Raw genomic sequence first — 15,762 nt, 5'->3', positions numbered from 1 at the left:
ATGGTCTCGCGCGCCGACCTGCCCAGCGACAAGCCGGCCCGTCAGGCGCTGGTGCTGTTCGCCCACGGCGCTCGCGATGCGCGCTGGCGCGAGCCGTTCGACCGGCTGCATGCGCGGCTGACCGCGATGCTGCCCGATTGCGCGGTGCGTCTGGCCTTTCTGGAGCTGATGACGCCCGACCTGCCCGGCACGCTGACGCAGCTGGCCGCGCAGAACATCGGCGACATCCTCGTGGTGCCGGTGTTTTTCGGCCAGGGCGGCCATCTGCGCCGCGACCTGCCGGCGCTGCTCGACGATTGCCGCGCGCGGCTGCCGGGCGTCACGATCCGCTGCGCGGCGGCGGTCGGCGAGGCCGACAGCGTGCTCGACGCGATCGCGGCCTATTGCGCGACGGCGCTCGCGGGCGCGGCGGGCAACGCCTCCGCCAGCGATTCCTCCAGCGATTCCTCCAGCGATTCCACCAACGACCCCGCCGACGACCCCGCCGGCAAGGACTGACGCCGCGACATCATCGCGTCGCCACGATGAACAGCCGCGGAAACGGCAGCAGCACCACCCCATCGACCTGCGCCGGATAGGCCTGCGCGATCGCGGCCGTGTAGCGCGCCAGGAAGGCCTCGCGCTGCTCCGCGTCAAGCGGCTCCAGAAAAGGCCGCAGCCCCGTTCCCTTCAGCCATTCGACCACGGCTGGCGCTCCCGCCAGCGTGTGGTGATACGTCGTGCGCCAGATATCGACGCGCGCGCAGTGCGGCCGCAGCAGGTCGTAGTACCAGCCCGCCGGCGGCAACGTGGTGCGCGCGGCCACCGCCTGCGACAGCGCCTGCGCCCACGGCCCGTCCGCCGCGACCTCGCGCATCAGCCGGTGGGTCGGCTGGTCGAGGTTGTCGGGCATCTGCACGGCCAGGCTGCCGCCCGGCGCAAGGCGCTGGGCCAGCGACGGGAACAGGCTGGCATGGTCGGGCACCCATTGCAGCGCGGCGTTGGCGAGCACCAGATCGTAGGGCCCCGGCTCGCGCCAGGCGCTGATATCGCCGAGCTCGAAGCGGAACTGCGGCAGCCGCTTGCGGGCGGCGTCGATCATGTCCTGCGAGCTGTCGAGGCCGACGATCTGCGCGTCGGGATAGCGCGCGGCCAGCGCCTCGGTCGAATTTCCCGGACCGCAGCCCAGGTCGATGGCGCTGCGGACGGTCTGCGTCGGCACGGCGGCAATCAGTTCGCGCGCCGGGCGCGTTCTCTCGTCTTCGAATTGCAGGTATTGACTGGAGGACCAGGTCATGGCGGTGAGCTCCGTGTGGCTGGGCGGTCGAGTGATGCCGCAACGATACACCCGGCACCTCGCGCCCGCATGCCGCGCCAGCGGCCACGGCGGCCAGGGCCAGAGCCCGGAGGCGCCTCGGGGCCCGACGACCCGCCTTCCCTGCTGCTGGCATAATCGCCAGCAAAAAGCCAGGGAACACCATGACCACAACCCGCGCCGCACCGCGCACCGGCCGCGTTTACCGCTACTACGATCTGGTGATGGTGGCCTTCGTCACCGTGCTGTTGTGCTCGAACCTGATCGGCGCGGCCAAGGCGGCGCAGGTCACGCTGCCCTGGATCGGACCGGTGACGTTCGGCGCCGGCGTGCTGTTCTTCCCGGTCTCGTACATCTTCGGCGACGTGCTGACCGAGGTCTACGGCTACGGCCGCGACCGTCGCGTGGTGTGGGCGGGCTTCGCGGCGCTGGCCTTCGCCACCTTCATGAGCCTGGTGGTGCTGTCGATGCCGGTGGCGCCGTTCATGGCCGACTATCAGAAGAGCCTCGAGGACGTGTTCGGCAACACCTGGCGCATCGCGCTCGGTTCGCTGATCGCCTTCTGCTGCGGCAGCTTCACCAACAGCTACGTGCTCGCCAAGATGAAGCTGTGGACGCGCGGCCGCTGGCTGTGGAGCCGCACGATCGGCTCGACGCTGGCCGGCGAACTGGTCGACTCGTCGCTGTTCTACGTGATCGCGTTCTACGGCATCTGGCCGCTGGAGAAGGTGGTGCAGGTCGCGGTCGCGCAGTATGTGCTCAAGACCGGCTGGGAGGTCGTGATGACGCCGGTCACCTATCGCGTGGTCGGCTTCCTCAAGCGTGCGGAGGACGAGGACTGGTACGACCGCGACACCGACTTCACGCCGTTCCGGTTGCGGGTATAGCGCGGTTGCGCGGTTGCGTGGTTGCGTGGTTGCGTGGTTGCGTGGTTGCGCGGTTGCGCGGTTGCGCGGTTGCGCGGTTGCGTGGTTGCGCGGTTGCGCGGTTGCGCGGTTGCCGTCGCGCGCACAGCCGCCGGGTCCCCGCCTTCGCGGGGACGACAGCCGGAAGGAAAAGGATCAGGGCACGCGGCGGTCGACTTCGTCGAGCGTCAGCGTCGCCAGGTGACTGACGTCGGCCCATTGCGCGACGGTCAGCCGGTAGCTGTCGCTGCGCAGACGGTTGACGCTGGCATTGAGCAGCTCATGCTCGCGCGGCGCTTCCAGCGTCATGCCGGTGGCCTCGCGATACAGGCAGTCGAGCACGCCGCCGTGCGCCACCAGCGCGATGCGCTCGCCCGGATGCCGGCGCACCAGCGCCAGCACGACCTCGACGGCGCGCTCGTGGAAGTCGCGCAGCGACTCGCCCTGCGGCGGCGCGTAGTCCGGCACGCGGGCCTGCCAGCGGGCGAAGTCCTCCGGCCGGTGCTGCGCGACCTCGGCATAGGTCATGCCCTCGAGCGTGCCGTAGCAGCGCTCGCGCAGTCGCGGCTCCGGCTGTACCGGCACGCCCACCGCCTCGGACAGCGGCGCCGCGGTCTGCATCGCGCGCGACAGGTCGCTCGAATAGATCGCGTCGATCGGTTCGCTGGCCAGCGCGCCGGCCAGCGCGCGTGCCTGCGCCTGGCCGGTGTCGTTCAGCGCGATATCGAGCTGCCCCTGCAGCCGCCGTTCGCGGTTCCAGGCCGTTTCGCCGTGTCGGATCACGATCAGGTGGGTGATGGCCAGCAGCGACTGCGGCCCGGGCGTAAACGTCATGCCGTTTCCTTCGCGCGCGCCGGGAGCGCGCTGTTCTTGCGCTTGCTTTTGGTATGGCGGCTGCGGCGGCGTCAGCCGGCCGACTGCTGCGCCGCCAGTTTCGGGTTCAGGGTATAGGTGCCGGTCAGGCTGGCCTGGTCGAGCACGTGGCCCTCGATCGCCTCGCGCACCTGCGCGCCGGTGAAACGGCCCTCGAGCGGCAGGCGGTCCAGATCGAGCGCATAGATCGTGAACACATAGTGATGCACGATCGCATCGTTCCACGGCGGGCACGGGCCGTCGTAGCCGTAGTAGTCGCCCGCCATGTCCTTGTCCCCGGCGAACCAGTTGGTGTAGTCGTTGACGCCGTGGCGCAGGCCGCCCGCTGCCGCGGTGCCGCCGGTCGCCTCCGGACCGGGCTTGCCGCGCGCGATCACGCCGTCGCTGTGCGAGCCGGCCGAGATCGTCGTCAGGCCCGGCGGAATGTCGACCAGCACCCAGTGGAAGAAGTCCACCCGGGGCAGGCTGGCCGGCACCTCGCGGCCCTCCTGGTTGACGTCGTCGCCGCGGCTGGGCACGTCGCGATCGTGGCAGATCAGCACGAACGAGCGCGTGCCGGACGGCGCGCCGTCCCAATGCAGGTCGGGATTGCGGTTGCTGGACAGCGTGATGTGGCTGGCGGCGTCCGGCACGGCAAAGGCGAACTCGCCGGGAATCGGCGCCATGTCGGCAAAGGCGTTGCTCCAGAGTCTCATGCTTGTCTCCTTGCGCTCAGGGGTTGGCCGCGCGCGGCGGCGTGGATGACGGGGCGGACGGCGGCGGCACGCGCAGCCAGAACGTGACCGGGCCGTCGTTGACCAGGCTGACCTGCATCATCGCGCCGAACTCCCCGGTCTGCACCACGGGATGGGCGGCGCGCGCGCGGGCGACGAAATGCTCGTACAGGCGGCGGCCATCTTCCGGCGAAGCCGCCGGCGTGAAGCTGGGCCGCGTGCCGCTGTTGGTATCGGCGGCCAGCGTGAATTGCGACACCACCAGCAGGCCGCCGGGCGTACCCTGGCCGTCGATGTCGCGCACCGGCAGGTTCATCTTGCCGGCGGCATCCGAAAAGACGCGATAGCCGAGCAGCCTGGTCAGCAGGCGCTCGGCCTCGCCTTCGGTGTCGCCGCGTTCGGCGCAGACCAGCGCCAGCAGGCCGGCACCGATCTCGCCGGTGACACGGCCATCGACCGTGACGCTGGCGCGCGCCACGCGCTGGATCAACGCGATCATCGGCTCGGCCTCAGGACAGCGTCACGCGCGCGAACCGGCGCTTGCCGACCTGGACCACATAGGTGCCGGCCTCGACCTTCAGCGCCTTGTCGCTGATCTGGGTGCCATCGATACGCACTCCGCCCTGCTCGATATTGCGGTTGGCCTCGGACGTCGACGGCGCCAGGTTGGCCTGCTTGAGCAGCTGCGCGATGCCCATCGGCGCGCCGGACAGGCTGACCTCGGGGATATCGTCGGGCACGCCGCCGCGGGCACGGTGATTGAAGTCCTCCAGCGCCTTGTCGGCGTCGGCGGCGCTGTGAAAGCGCGTGACGATCTCCTGCGCCAGCATCACCTTGCAGTCGCGCGGATTGCGGCCGAGCGCCACTTCCTGCTTCATCAGGTCGATCTCGGACATCGGGCGGAACGACAGCAATTCGTAGTAGCGCCACATCAGGTCGTCCGAGATACTCATCAGCTTGCCGAACATCTCGCTGGGCGCCTCGGTCACGCCGACGTAGTTGCCCTTGGACTTGGACATCTTCTCGACGCCGTCCAGGCCGACCAGCAGCGGCATGGTCAGGATGCACTGCGGCTCCTGGCCATACTCCTTCTGCAACTCGCGGCCGACCAGCAGATTGAACTTCTGGTCGGTACCGCCGAGCTCCAGATCGGACTTCAATGCAACTGAGTCGTAGCCCTGCATCAGCGGGTAGAGGAACTCATGGACCGAAATCGGAATCCCAGACCGGTAGCGTTTGGTGAAGTCGTCGCGCTCCATCATCCGGGCGACGGTGTACTTCGCGGCGAGCTGGATCATGCCGCGCGCGCCCAATGGGTCGCACCACTCGCTGTTGTAGCGGATCTCGGTCCTGGACGGGTCCAGCACCAGGCTGGCCTGGCGGTAATAGGTCTGCGCGTTGGCTTCGATCTGTTCGCGCGTCAGCGGCGGCCGCGTGCTGTTGCGGCCGGACGGATCGCCGATGGTCGAAGTGAAGTCGCCGATCAGGAAGATCACGTGATGGCCGAGGTCCTGCAGCTGGCGCATCTTGTTGAGCACCACCGTGTGCCCGATGTGGATGTCCGGCGCGGTCGGATCCAGGCCCAGCTTGATCCGCAACGGCACACCGGTCGCTTCGCTGCGCGCCAGCTTCTGCAGCCATTCGGATTCGATCAGCAGTTCGTCGCAGCCGCGCCTGGACACTTCCAGCGCGTGCATCACGGACGGTGTCAGGGGGTAGGAGGTCGCGGCGCCGGAGGATACGTCGGTCATGACTTAAGTCGTTGAAATACTTGAACATTCGGGCGGACACCGGGGAAGTTTTTGGTATAATCCGCCGATTCGGCCAGCCGGGAGCCATCCCGCAGGCCAACCGCCATTGTAGGCGGCAAACGAAAGACAGCCCGCGCCGCACCTCGGGGGAGGAAGGCAGACACGCACAGATCGTCGCGGCAGCGGAGCCCGAACCAAGGCAGAATTTTACGTGATGTGGTCCAGACTCCGCGAAGTTTTCGCGCGTGAGCTCGTGGTGCTCGTCGATCCGACCCATGCGCTGCATGCGCGCCGCCGCAAGCAATTGACGGCATCGGTCGCGACCGTTTTTACGCTCGGCATGGCGGCCGCCATGGGCGTGGCACCGCGCACCGCCTATGACGATCCCGATGCGCCCCGCGTGGTCCAGGGCATGCGCCTGCCCGACCTGCGCGACCAGCTCGAGCGCCTGACCGATACCAGCGCCACCTTCGTCCGCCAGGAGCGCATGCAGCGTGGCGACACCATTGCCACGCTGCTCAAGCGGCTCGGCGTGGATGACCCCGACGCGCAGGCCTTCATCCACAAGAACCCGACCGCGCGCGGCCTGTTCAAGCTCGAACCGGGCCAGATCGTGCAGGCGGAAGTCGACCAGAGCAATCTGCTGGTGTCGCTGCAGGCCAATCTGGGCGGCGACGTGTCGATCTCGCGCCAGCTGGTGATCGAGCGCGCCGGCGACCTGGCCGATCCCGACTACAAGGCCCGCATCGAGGTCGTCCAGAACGAGCTGCATTACGAAATGGGCTCGGGCACGATCGGCACGGGCGGCTTCTTCAAGGCAATGGATGCGGCCAACGTGCCGGACGAGATCGTCGATCAGATGATCTCGATCTTCTCGGGCGTCATCGACTTCCACCACGACATCGTCAAGGGCGACCGCTTCCGCATCGTCTACGAATCCGGTTATCGCGACGGCGCCTTCGTGCGCAACGGCCGCGTGGTCGCGATCGAACTGATCAACCGCAATCAGCTGCACCAGGCGCTGTGGTATGCGCCGGATGGCAAGAACGGCGCCTACTACACCTTCGATGGACGCAGCATGAAGCGGCCGTTCCTGCGTTCGCCGGTCGAGTTCTCGCGGATGTCGTCTGGCTTCGGCGGCCGCAATCACCCGCTGCATCACCAGTGGCTGCAGCACAAGGGCGTGGACTTCGCGGCGCCGACCGGCACCAAGGTATTTGCCACCGGCGACGGCGAGGTCGACTTCGTCGGCCAGCAGAACGGCTACGGCAATATCGTCGTCATCAAGCACCACAACGGCTACTCGACCTACTACGCGCACCTGTCGCGCTTTGCCGGCATCCAGCAAGGCCAGCGCGTGATGCAGGGACAACTGATCGGCTACGTCGGCTCCACCGGCTGGGCCACCGGTCCGCACCTGCACTACGAGTTCCGCCACAACGACGTGCCGCAGAACCCGCTGACGATCACGCTGATGGAATCGCCAGCGCTGACCGGACGCGCGCGCCAGCAATTCCTGAGCTACACCAGCGACATGCTGAGCCGCATCAACGCGCTGCGCACCTACAACGTCGCCTCCAACGGCAACTGACGCGGCACCGAGCGCACCGCCCCACGCCGCGATGTCCGCCACGCGCCCCGAACTCCTGATCGGCCTGATGTCCGGCACCAGCATGGACGGGGCCGACGGCGTGCTGGTGGACTTCGCCGGGACGCAGCCGCGGGTCCTCGCGGCCAGCCACCAGCTCTTCCCCGACAGCCTGCGCGACGCCTTCGGCGCGCTGCAGCAGCCCGGCGACGACGAGATCCATCGCGAGGCGCTGGCCGCCAATGCACTGGCGCGCGTCTATGCCGACTGCGTGGCGACGCTGCTGCGCGACGCCGCCGTGCAGCCCGACGCCGTCGCGGCGATCGGCGCGCATGGCCAGACCATCCGTCACCGTCCCGGCCGCTACGACGGCATCGGCTATACACGCCAGAGCCAGCATCCGGCGCTGCTTGCCGAGCTGACCGGCATCGATGTGGTCGCCGATTTCCGCAGCCGCGATATCGCCGCCGGCGGCCAAGGCGCGCCGCTGGTGCCGGCCGTGCACCAGGCGCTGTTCGGCTTGGCCGGCGAAACCCGCGTGGTCTGCAATATCGGCGGCATCTCCAATATCAGCGTGCTGCCCGGCGACGGCGGGCCGGTGATCGGCTTCGACTGCGGGCCCGGCAATGCACTGCTCGACCACTGGATTTCCCGCCATCGCGGCCAGCCATTCGACACCAACGGCGACTGGGCGACCGGCGGCAGCATCGACGAGGCGCTGCTCGCGCGGCTGCTCGACGAGCCGTATTTCAAGCAGCCTCCGCCCAAGAGCACCGGCCGCGATCTGTTCCATCCGGCCTGGCTGGACGCGCAGCTGCAGGACGCCGAACGCGATCCGCAGCACGTCCAGGCCACGCTGGCGGCGCTGACCGCCGAGGCGATCGCCCGGGATATCCGCCGCCATGCGGCGGACGCGCGGCGCCTGATCGTCTGCGGCGGCGGCGCCTGCAACGGCTTCGTGATGTCGCGGCTGGCCGCCGCGTTGCCCGGCGTCACCGTGCAACCTTCCGACGATTTCGGCGTGCCGGTCTCGCAGGTCGAGGCGCTTGCCTTCGCCTGGCTGGCGCGCCAATGCCTGCGCCGCGCGCCGGGCAATCTGCCGACGGTCACCGGCGCCGCCGGTCCGCGCGTACTGGGCGCGATTTACCCCCGCTGAACCTTGCGCCGGCATGGCGCGCGGTTGGTCTGCGGCTTTTCGCCTCCGACGGCCCCGCCTACCGAGCCGCGCCGGCCTCCACCTGCTCGTGCAACGCCACGGCACCCCGCTCCTGTTCTACCCACTGAATGAAGGCCTCCGCCACCGGCGAGGGCCGGATCGATTCCGCCCGCGCCAGCACCACGCGTTGGGGCGTCACGGTCTCGCGCAATGGCCGGCAGGCGATCGGCGTGCCGTCATAGCTGCGATCGCCGGCGGGCCGCGTGCAGGACAGCGCCACGCCATAGCCGTGCGCAACCAGGCCGCGCTGCATCTCGAAGGTCTGCGTGTACTGATGCAGCTGCGGGTACAGGCCGTGGGCCCAGAACAAGGACAGGAAGTACTCGCGCGTCTGCGCGATGTCCTCGAGGATCAGACGCTCGCCGGCCAGCTCGGCCAGGCTGACCTCCGGCTGCGCGGCCAGTGGATGCTCCGCCGGCAGCAGCGCGTAAGGCGCGAGTTCGGCGAGACGCCAGCGCAGCACACGGCGGTCGAAGCCGAGATCGTAGGTCAGCGCAAGCTCAGCCTTGCCGGCGTGCAGCGTACGGGCGACCGTGGTCAGGTCGGCCTCGAACAGCGTCACCGCGACGCCGGGATGGCGGGCACGAAATCCGGCCAGCAGCGCCGGTACATGGTAGGGGCCGAGATCCTGGAAACAGACCAGCGACAGCTGGCCGCTCAGCGTCGCCGCCTCGGCCTCGTCGGCGCCGATTCCGGCCGCCAGCGCCAGGATGTCGCGGGCGCGCGCCAGCAACCGCTGGCCCGCCGGCGTCAGCTCCAGTCCGCGGCTGACCTGCCGGCGAAACAACGGCGTGCCGAGGATCTGCTCGAGCTGGCCGATTGCCAGCGACACGGAGGGCTGGGAAACATGGCGCACGCGCGCCGCACCGCTGATGCTGCCCTGCTCGGCGACGGCAACGAAATATTCGAGTTGGCGGAAGGAGAAGGCGATCATCGGTGGCGGCTCGGCGCAGTCGCGGCCCATCTATAGCAGATGGCTATATTGGAACATAGAGAATATATGCTTTCCCTATTTTGGCGGCGCTTCGATACTGTCGTGGCGGACCAGTGTCAATCGGGGGAGCAGATGGAAATCACCACCACGCAGATCGAGACCTACCAGCGCGACGGCGCGCTGGTGCTGCGCGGCGCCTTCAGCAGCTGGGTCGAGCGGCTGCGCGACGGCTTCGAGCAGAACCTGGCCGAACCGGGGCCGTTCGCCATCGAGAATGTGCGCGCCGGCGAGAGCGGCCGGTTTTTCGAGGACTACTGCAACTGGCAGCGGATCCCCGCCTTTGCCGCCTTCATGCGCGAATCGCCGGCCGCCGCGATCGCGGGAAAACTGATGCGCTCGCAGGCGGCGCAGGTGTTCCACGAGCACATCCTCGTCAAGGAACCCGGCACCGCCAAGCCGACGCCCTGGCATCAGGATCTGCCCTATTACTGTGTCGACGGCTGGCAAACCGCCAGCTACTGGATTCCGCTGGATCCGGTCACCGCCGCCAACACGCTGCGCGTGGTGCTCGGCTCGCATCGCTGGCCCAAGCTGGTACGGCCCAAGCGCTGGGCCAGCAACGACAACTTCTATGCCGGCGACGATGCCTTCATGGAGATGCCCGACGTCGAGGACGGCTCGCACACCATCCTGACGCCGGAACTGGAGCCGGGCGACGCGGTGGTGTTCGACTTCCGCACCGTGCATGGCGCCGCGGGCAATACCGGAAGCGGACGCCGGCGCGCGTTCTCGGCACGCTTTCTCGGTGACGACGTGCGCTATGTCGAGCGTCTCGGCCGCACTTCGCCGCCCTTCCCTGGTATCGGGCTTGCCAATGGCGAACGAATGCGGGAAGACTGGTTTCCGGTGGTCTGGCGAGCGGCGCAGTAAGGCGCGGACCTGGTCGGAAACAGACAACAAAAAAGCGCACCGAGGTGCGCTTTTCGCTGAGGCGGACTGGCGTCAGACCGAGAACGACGAGCCGCAACCGCAGGTGGTCGTGGCGTTCGGGTTCTTGATCACGAACTGGGCGCCGTTGATGTCTTCCTTGTAGTCGATCTCCGCGCCGACCAGATACTGGTAGCTCATCGAATCGATCAACAGGGTGACGCCGTTCTTGACCATCGTGGTGTCGTCCTCGTTCACTTCCTCGTCGAAGGTGAAGCCGTACTGGAAGCCGGAACAACCGCCGCCCTGCACGAAGACGCGCAGTTTCAGATCGGCATTGCCCTCTTCCTCGATCAACTGCTTGACCTTGTCGGCGGCGCTGTCGGTAAAGACGAACGGGGCCGGCACGTCCTCGGTAATGGGTGCCTCTGCGACTGCGTTCATGGGGTTCTCCTATTTAGATACGCCGGTATTCTAAGCGCACTGGAAAGATCGTGCCGATCCCCCATCGATTCAAGGGGCATGGTGCACGCGCCTTTCCGGGCGCGGGGCCTCAGGCGCTTTCTTCGCTGCCTGCCGCCAGTTTCAGGTTGGGCAGCGCCTTCGGCTCGGTGTTCCCGAGCGGAACCAGACGGCCCTCGACAATCGCGCCCTGGTGCATTTCCAGAGCCGCGTAGTGCACTTCGCCTTGCACGCGTGCCTGTGGCTGCAACTCGAGCAGCTCGGCCGCATGCACGGGGCCGGTCACCGTGCCATTCAGCACCAGATGGCCGACCTTGACCTCCCCTTCGACCACGCCGGTCTCGCTGACCACCAGCATGCTCGGCTGATCGGCCACGGCGAGCACGTTGCCTCGCACGCGGCCGTCGAGCCGCAGTCCGCCCGAGAAGTGCAGGTCGCCTTCGACGACGGTCTGGCGACCGATCAGGGTGTCGATCGTCAACCCTTTCTTCTTCGAAAACAGCATCGCGGCCTCACTGGAAAACTGGGGAAAGCGCCATTGTATCCATGACGATGCATTGCGCGGCCAACTGCCCGTCCCCAGCGTGATGCCACAACAACGCTGCCGGCCGCGACGCCCGGACGGCAAGGCCTACAAAACAAAAACCGCACGACGGGCGTGCGGTTCTTGCTGGCTGCGCAATCCGGGACAGGATCCCGGCTTGCCCGGCGCATCAACGCTTCGAGAACTGCTTGCGACGACGTGCCTTGTGCAGACCGACCTTCTTACGCTCGACTTCACGCGCATCGCGAGTGACGAAGCCGGCCTTCGACAGCGCGGACTTCAGCGTGGCGTCATAGTCGATCAGCGCGCGGGTGATGCCGTGGCGCACCGCACCGGCCTGGCCGGTTTCGCCGCCGCCGGTCACGTTGACCTTGATGTCGAAGGTCTGTGCGTGGGCGGTCAGTTCGAGCGGCTGGCGCACGATCATCAGCGAGGTTTCGCGAGCGAAGTACTCGTTGATGGGCTTGCCGTTGACGACGATGTCACCCTTGCCCGACTTGATGAAGACACGAGCCACAGCGCTCTTGCGGCGGCCAGTACCGTAGTTCCAATTTCCGATCATGGATGGCCCCCTTAGATTTCCAGCGCCTTGGGCTGCTGCGCTTCGTGCGGATGCTCGGCTTCGGCGTACACCTTCAGCTTCTTGATCATCGCGTAGCCCAGCGGACCCTTCGGCAGCATGCCCTTGACAGCCTTCTCCAGGGCGCGGCCCGGGAAGCGCTGTTGCATCTTGCCAAACGTGGTTTCGTAGATACCGCCCGGGTAGCCCGAGTGACGGTAATACTTCTTGTCGGTTTCCTTCGTGCCGGTGACACGCAGTTTGGCCGCGTTGACGACGATGATGTAATCGCCCGTGTCGACGTGCGGAGTAAATTCCGGCTTGTGTTTGCCGCGCAGACGGCGTGCCACTTCGCTGGCGACACGGCCGAGGACTTTGTCCGTCGCGTCAATCACGAACCAGTCGCGCTTTACCTCATGAGGCTTGGCGGAAAAGGTTTTCATGATCTTTCCTGAGACTTGTAGAACCTGCCCGTAACATGACTTGCGTCGTCGGCCGGCCCTTTGGACCTGACCTTCCTGCTTGTGTGTGCAGGCTCTCCCTGAGTTCTTCTTCCGCGGGCATGACGGAAAAGCCCTCGATTATACTTGCGGATCGCCGCCTGGCACAAGCAAACAATGCGTTTGCCGTCAAGGGATGGGTCATGCAGTGTCTTGCGGACCGCTTTTCTGAAAAGAAGCCGGCGCAGGGGCGAAAAAAAACCCAAGCCGCTGAGGCTTGGGTTTGAATCCACCAAAGGAGGAGGGTGGAGGAGACACTGGGAGAACAACGGGACGGGGCCGGCGGTGCGGGCTGGCGTCGGGAGACTGTCTCGGTCGCTTCGACCACCCTTCGCTTTCGCACTCTGGCGGGCCTTCGGCGCGCCGTCGTTCAATGGTTCGAATTATACATGACGGCTTGTGCGACGCAAGAAAATTTGCAGTGCGAAATGGCATTTCGTAATGCAAAAAATTGTCACGGCCGCGCCAGATGACACGAAGTCCGTAAATTCAACGACTTACGGACACAGCGCGATGTCACCAAACTGACATCCTAGAGGTTTCCCTCGGTTTTCCGGCCCCGCAAGCGGCAAAGACACCACACGGCGCAAGGAAAATTTGAGGAAAATGCAAGGGCTCGATGCGCGCGCATCGCAGCATCGAAACGAAACATTGAGAGCAGGAACGAACGAAATGGAATGCAAGGTCACCTGGATGGGCAACGACGGCATGAGCTTCGTCGCGCAGACCGGCAGCGGTCACCTCGTCGCGATGGACGGTGCCCCCGAGGGCGGCGGCCACAACCTGGCGCCGCGGCCGATGGAGATGGTGCTGCTCGGCACCGGCGGCTGCACCGCCTATGACGTGGTGCTGATCCTGAAGCGCGGACGCCACGATGTACGCGGCTGTTCCGTCACGCTGCAGGCCGACCGGGCCGCCGAAGACCCGAAGGTGTTCACCCGCATCCACTTCAAGTTCACCGTGACCGGCCGCAACCTGAACCCGGCGACGGTCGAACGCGCGGTGCAGCTATCGCACGACAAGTATTGCTCGGCGTCGATCATGCTGGCCAAGACGGCCGAGATCAGCCATAGCGTCGAACTGGTCGAGGTGTAAGACCGCAGGCTCGATACCGGCGCATCGGCGCGGTGGAGGCGTTCCCGGTGCGGCGCACCGGGAAGCGAATTCGAAGCGAAGCAGGCCGATAAGCCGGATTCTGTGCGCGACGCGCGGGCCTTGCGGTCCGCGCGTGCGTGACAACCATTCCTCTAGGCCGACCGTTACCGGCCGGCTCCAGCTCCCTACCCGCAGACTCGGCGGGCCGCTTCATCGTCTGCCTATTTGGGATTGCTCCGGGTGGAGGTTACCGCGTTTCACCCTTCGCACCGGGCAAACCCGGCGCGAAGACTCGTCTCTGTGGCCCTGTTCCGCACGTTGCCGTGGATGGCTGTTAGCCACCACCCTGCCCTGTGGAGTCCGGACTTTCCTCCCCTCGCCCGTTGCCGGGCGAGCAGCGGTTGTCTGTCCTGCTTCGCGGGCCGCAGTCTAGCACCTTTGCATCGGTCCCGCCGGTTCCGCCAGCCTCGTTGGCGCCGCGGCGCCCAGGGCGGAACACCGTGGTGTCGTCGTAGAAGGCGGCGTCGGCATTGGCCGGCCACCAATGCGGGATGCCGAGCACCGGCAGCGGCGCGAAGCTGCTGCGGCCGCGCAGCTCGGCCCGCGCCAGCATGTCGGCCAGTGGCCCATCCAGCGTCTCCGGCGTGGCCGGACGCGGATCGGCGGGCGCCATGGCGACCGGCCAGGCGTGCGCGGTGATGGACTTGTAGGGCGCGACCAGCTTTTCCAGCAAGGCATGGCCGAACGGCACCACGGTGCAGCGGCCGTGCCACGCATCCCGGCCCTCGATGAACAGCTCGCGCCAGCGGAAGCCGCGCAGCGCCGCCTCCAGCCGCGGCTCCTCGCTGACGAACAGCACCGCGTTCTCGTCGAACAGCGTGGCCGCGTCGCGCAACGGCCCGCGCGTCGGCTGCACGCCCTCCGCGGCAATGGCCTCGGCCTGCAGCCGGTTCAGCATCGCCTTCGTGCGCGGGAAATGCAGCCAGATCAGGCCGTTGAAGAGATCGTGCAGGTTGTCGCGCGTCGGCACCTCGCCGTGCGCGTGGATATGGGCCTCGTAGGCGCTGCCGGTCGGCAGCGCCTGCTGCGGGACGAAGCGCAGCGGCAGTCCGGCGGCATTGGCCAGCCCCTGCGCGGTGGCAACGGCGTCGAGCACGGCATGGACCGGCCGGCCCTGGCGGACCTCGGCCGCGATCGCGGCGCCCGTCCCGGCGAACGGCGCGAACCAGGGCCGGGACCAGTCGATCCCGGCCAACTGGAGCTTCAGGTCCCCGCCGGACTGCAGACCGCCGGTGGCCCGGCCGCCGTCCCGTTCACCCACCGCTCAGGCGGCCAGCGCCGCCTTCCATTGCAGCGTTTCGCCGCCGCGCAGCGGCACCAGTTCCGTCTCGCCATACGGCAGCGCTTCGGGCAGCTGCCACGGCTCGCGCCGCAGCGTCAGCGTACCGGTGTTGCGCGGCAGGCCGTAGAAGTCGGCGCCGTGGAAGCTGGCAAAGCCCTCCAGCTTGTCGAGCGCGCCGGCGGCATCGAAGGCCTCGGCGTACAGCTCCATCGCATGCAGCGCGGTATAGCAGCCGGCGCAGCCGCAGGCGTGCTCCTTCAGGCCGCGCGCGTGCGGCGCGCTGTCGGTGCCAAGGAAGAAGCGCGGATTGCCGGACACGGCCGCGGCGACCAGCGCCTGGCGATGCGTCTCGCGCTTGAGCACGGGCAGGCAGTAGTAATGCGGGCGGATGCCGCCGATGAAGATCGCGTTGCGGTTGTACAGCAGGTGATGGGCGGTGATGGTCGCGCCGACCGGCCCTTCGGCCTCGCGCACGTAGTCGGCGGCATCCTTGGTCGTGATGTGTTCGAACACCACCTTCAGTGCCGGGAAGTCTCGGCGCAGCGGCGTCATCACGCGCTCGATGAACACCGCCTCGCGATCGAACAGGTCGATCTCGCTGTCTGTGACCTCGCCGTGCACCAGCAGCGGCAGGCCGACGCGCTGCATCGCTTCCAGCGCCGCGGTGCAGCGGCGGATGTCGGTCACGCCGGCATCGCTGTTGGTGGTGGCGCCGGCCGGGTACAGCTTGACCCCATGGACGAAGCCGCTCGCCTTGGCGGCGACGATCTCGTCGGCCTGTGTGTTGTCGGTCAGGTACAGCGTCATCAGCGGCTCGAACGACAGGCCGGCCGGCAGCGCGGCCAGGATGCGCGCGCGATAGGCCTCGGCCTGCGCCACCGTGGTGACCGGCGGCTTCAGGTTCGGCATCACGATGGCGCGGGCAAACTGGCGGGCGGTATCGGGCAGCACTGCGGCGAGGGCGGCGCCGTCGCGCAGGTGCAGATGCCAGTCGTCGGGGCGGGTGATGGTCAGGGTCTGGGTCATGACTTCGGCAAATCGAAAGCGTAGGGATTGAGC

17 protein-coding genes, 1 other RNA gene and 1 pseudogene are annotated in these 15,762 nt (G+C 67.4%); 6 read left to right on the top strand and 13 right to left on the bottom strand.

Annotated features, from left to right (window positions below):
• Positions 1-498 carry a sirohydrochlorin chelatase gene (locus FOB47_RS12445; protein WP_174781210.1) on the top strand — a complete coding sequence of 166 codons (498 nt, stop codon included), beginning with the start codon at positions 1-3 and terminating at the stop codon, positions 496-498.
• Positions 499-508: 10 nt separating this feature from the next.
• Here FOB47_RS12445 and tam read toward each other — a convergent pair whose 3' ends face one another.
• Positions 509-1,276 (bottom strand): trans-aconitate 2-methyltransferase, encoded by a 768-nt coding sequence (gene tam / locus FOB47_RS12440; protein WP_053821109.1) that lies wholly within the window; start codon positions 1,274-1,276, stop codon positions 509-511.
• A gap of 182 nt (positions 1,277-1,458) precedes the next feature.
• Between tam and FOB47_RS12435 the strand changes: the two genes are divergently transcribed.
• Positions 1,459-2,181 carry a queuosine precursor transporter gene (locus FOB47_RS12435; protein WP_053821108.1) on the top strand — a complete coding sequence of 241 codons (723 nt, stop codon included), beginning with the start codon at positions 1,459-1,461 and terminating at the stop codon, positions 2,179-2,181.
• Positions 2,182-2,355: 174 nt separating this feature from the next.
• On the opposite strand, the gene FOB47_RS12430 is transcribed toward FOB47_RS12435, so the two are convergent.
• From FOB47_RS12430 to tyrS, 4 genes are all read right to left on the bottom strand, one after another.
• The gene (locus FOB47_RS12430; protein WP_151022206.1) at positions 2,356-3,033 is read right to left on the bottom strand and encodes a histidine phosphatase family protein; all 678 of its coding nucleotides are present in this window, start codon (positions 3,031-3,033) and stop codon (positions 2,356-2,358) included.
• 71 nt (positions 3,034-3,104) lie between these two features.
• Complete coding sequence (locus tag FOB47_RS12425) at positions 3,105-3,767, bottom strand: YbhB/YbcL family Raf kinase inhibitor-like protein (protein ID WP_174781209.1); 663 nt, start codon at positions 3,765-3,767, stop codon at positions 3,105-3,107.
• A gap of 16 nt (positions 3,768-3,783) precedes the next feature.
• Positions 3,784-4,284: a D-aminoacyl-tRNA deacylase gene (gene dtd, locus FOB47_RS12420; RefSeq protein WP_174781208.1), complete on the bottom strand. Its 501-nt coding sequence runs from the start codon at positions 4,282-4,284 to the stop codon at positions 3,784-3,786.
• 10 nt (positions 4,285-4,294) lie between these two features.
• On the bottom strand, positions 4,295-5,536 hold the full coding sequence (gene tyrS / locus FOB47_RS12415) for a tyrosine--tRNA ligase (protein WP_053821106.1): 1,242 nt from the start codon (positions 5,534-5,536) through the stop codon (positions 4,295-4,297).
• Positions 5,537-5,750: 214 nt separating this feature from the next.
• On the opposite strand from tyrS, the gene FOB47_RS12410 reads away from it, so the two are divergent.
• Positions 5,751-7,127, top strand: coding sequence for a M23 family metallopeptidase (locus FOB47_RS12410; protein ID WP_053821105.1), 1,377 nt, complete (start codon positions 5,751-5,753; stop codon positions 7,125-7,127).
• A 31-nt stretch (positions 7,128-7,158) separates the two neighbouring features.
• Positions 7,159-8,280, top strand: coding sequence for an anhydro-N-acetylmuramic acid kinase (locus FOB47_RS12405; protein ID WP_174781207.1), 1,122 nt, complete (start codon positions 7,159-7,161; stop codon positions 8,278-8,280).
• Positions 8,281-8,338: 58 nt separating this feature from the next.
• Here the strand turns inward: FOB47_RS12405 and FOB47_RS12400 are convergent, their stop codons facing one another.
• Positions 8,339-9,274 carry a LysR substrate-binding domain-containing protein gene (locus FOB47_RS12400; protein ID WP_053822980.1) on the bottom strand — a complete coding sequence of 312 codons (936 nt, stop codon included), beginning with the start codon at positions 9,272-9,274 and terminating at the stop codon, positions 8,339-8,341.
• Positions 9,275-9,406: 132 nt separating this feature from the next.
• On the opposite strand from FOB47_RS12400, the gene FOB47_RS12395 reads away from it, so the two are divergent.
• Positions 9,407-10,204, top strand: coding sequence for a phytanoyl-CoA dioxygenase family protein (locus FOB47_RS12395; protein ID WP_174782409.1), 798 nt, complete (start codon positions 9,407-9,409; stop codon positions 10,202-10,204).
• Between the two features lie 72 nt (positions 10,205-10,276).
• Here the strand turns inward: FOB47_RS12395 and erpA are convergent, their stop codons facing one another.
• The 4 genes from erpA to rplM all read right to left on the bottom strand — a co-directional run bounded on the left by erpA (position 10,277) and on the right by rplM (position 12,209).
• Positions 10,277-10,645 carry an iron-sulfur cluster insertion protein ErpA gene (gene erpA / locus FOB47_RS12390; protein WP_006576927.1) on the bottom strand — a complete coding sequence of 123 codons (369 nt, stop codon included), beginning with the start codon at positions 10,643-10,645 and terminating at the stop codon, positions 10,277-10,279.
• Between the two features lie 109 nt (positions 10,646-10,754).
• A complete protein-coding gene (locus FOB47_RS12385; protein WP_053821102.1) occupies positions 10,755-11,168 on the bottom strand; it encodes a bactofilin family protein in 414 nt (137 codons plus the stop codon).
• A gap of 208 nt (positions 11,169-11,376) precedes the next feature.
• A complete protein-coding gene (gene rpsI / locus FOB47_RS12380) occupies positions 11,377-11,769 on the bottom strand; it encodes a 30S ribosomal protein S9 (protein WP_006576929.1) in 393 nt (130 codons plus the stop codon).
• An 11-nt stretch (positions 11,770-11,780) separates the two neighbouring features.
• Complete coding sequence (rplM, locus tag FOB47_RS12375) at positions 11,781-12,209, bottom strand: 50S ribosomal protein L13 (protein WP_006576930.1); 429 nt, start codon at positions 12,207-12,209, stop codon at positions 11,781-11,783.
• 729 nt (positions 12,210-12,938) lie between these two features.
• Here rplM and FOB47_RS12370 point away from each other — a divergent pair.
• Positions 12,939-13,361, top strand: a complete 423-nt coding sequence (locus FOB47_RS12370) for an OsmC family protein (RefSeq protein WP_006576931.1) — start codon at positions 12,939-12,941, stop codon at positions 13,359-13,361.
• A 73-nt stretch (positions 13,362-13,434) separates the two neighbouring features.
• Here FOB47_RS12370 and rnpB read toward each other — a convergent pair.
• The 3 genes and pseudogenes from rnpB to pyrC form a co-directional block, all read right to left on the bottom strand.
• Positions 13,435-13,778, bottom strand: an RNA gene (rnpB, locus tag FOB47_RS12365) — RNase P RNA component class A.
• A gap of 55 nt (positions 13,779-13,833) precedes the next feature.
• A pseudogene (locus FOB47_RS12360) lies at positions 13,834-14,646 on the bottom strand (DUF3025 domain-containing protein); the annotation flags it as partial.
• Positions 14,647-14,685: 39 nt separating this feature from the next.
• Positions 14,686-15,729, bottom strand: coding sequence for a dihydroorotase (pyrC, locus tag FOB47_RS12355; RefSeq protein WP_174781206.1), 1,044 nt, complete (start codon positions 15,727-15,729; stop codon positions 14,686-14,688).
• Between the last annotated feature and the right edge of the window lie 33 nt (positions 15,730-15,762).

The sequence above is a fragment of the Cupriavidus gilardii genome, assembly GCF_013347325.1.
In the GTDB taxonomy this organism is placed as follows: domain Bacteria; phylum Pseudomonadota; class Gammaproteobacteria; order Burkholderiales; family Burkholderiaceae; genus Cupriavidus; species Cupriavidus gilardii.
The sequence above is the reverse complement of the archived record's forward strand: the minus strand, read 5'-3'. Positions and strand labels throughout refer to the sequence as shown.

Coding starts and splice junctions, on each gene's coding strand:
- FOB47_RS12445 (WP_174781210.1), top strand. CDS start 1: ATGGTCTCGCGCGCCGACCTGCCCAGCGACAAGCCGGCCCGTCAGGCG.
- tam (WP_053821109.1), bottom strand. CDS start 1,276: ATGACCTGGTCCTCCAGTCAATACCTGCAATTCGAAGACGAGAGAACG.
- FOB47_RS12435 (WP_053821108.1), top strand. CDS start 1,459: ATGACCACAACCCGCGCCGCACCGCGCACCGGCCGCGTTTACCGCTAC.
- FOB47_RS12430 (WP_151022206.1), bottom strand. CDS start 3,033: ATGACGTTTACGCCCGGGCCGCAGTCGCTGCTGGCCATCACCCACCTG.
- FOB47_RS12425 (WP_174781209.1), bottom strand. CDS start 3,767: ATGAGACTCTGGAGCAACGCCTTTGCCGACATGGCGCCGATTCCCGGC.
- dtd (WP_174781208.1), bottom strand. CDS start 4,284: ATGATCGCGTTGATCCAGCGCGTGGCGCGCGCCAGCGTCACGGTCGAT.
- tyrS (WP_053821106.1), bottom strand. CDS start 5,536: ATGACCGACGTATCCTCCGGCGCCGCGACCTCCTACCCCCTGACACCG.
- FOB47_RS12410 (WP_053821105.1), top strand. CDS start 5,751: ATGTGGTCCAGACTCCGCGAAGTTTTCGCGCGTGAGCTCGTGGTGCTC.
- FOB47_RS12405 (WP_174781207.1), top strand. CDS start 7,159: ATGTCCGCCACGCGCCCCGAACTCCTGATCGGCCTGATGTCCGGCACC.
- FOB47_RS12400 (WP_053822980.1), bottom strand. CDS start 9,274: ATGATCGCCTTCTCCTTCCGCCAACTCGAATATTTCGTTGCCGTCGCC.
- FOB47_RS12395 (WP_174782409.1), top strand. CDS start 9,407: ATGGAAATCACCACCACGCAGATCGAGACCTACCAGCGCGACGGCGCG.
- erpA (WP_006576927.1), bottom strand. CDS start 10,645: ATGAACGCAGTCGCAGAGGCACCCATTACCGAGGACGTGCCGGCCCCG.
- FOB47_RS12385 (WP_053821102.1), bottom strand. CDS start 11,168: ATGCTGTTTTCGAAGAAGAAAGGGTTGACGATCGACACCCTGATCGGT.
- rpsI (WP_006576929.1), bottom strand. CDS start 11,769: ATGATCGGAAATTGGAACTACGGTACTGGCCGCCGCAAGAGCGCTGTG.
- rplM (WP_006576930.1), bottom strand. CDS start 12,209: ATGAAAACCTTTTCCGCCAAGCCTCATGAGGTAAAGCGCGACTGGTTC.
- FOB47_RS12370 (WP_006576931.1), top strand. CDS start 12,939: ATGGAATGCAAGGTCACCTGGATGGGCAACGACGGCATGAGCTTCGTC.
- pyrC (WP_174781206.1), bottom strand. CDS start 15,729: ATGACCCAGACCCTGACCATCACCCGCCCCGACGACTGGCATCTGCAC.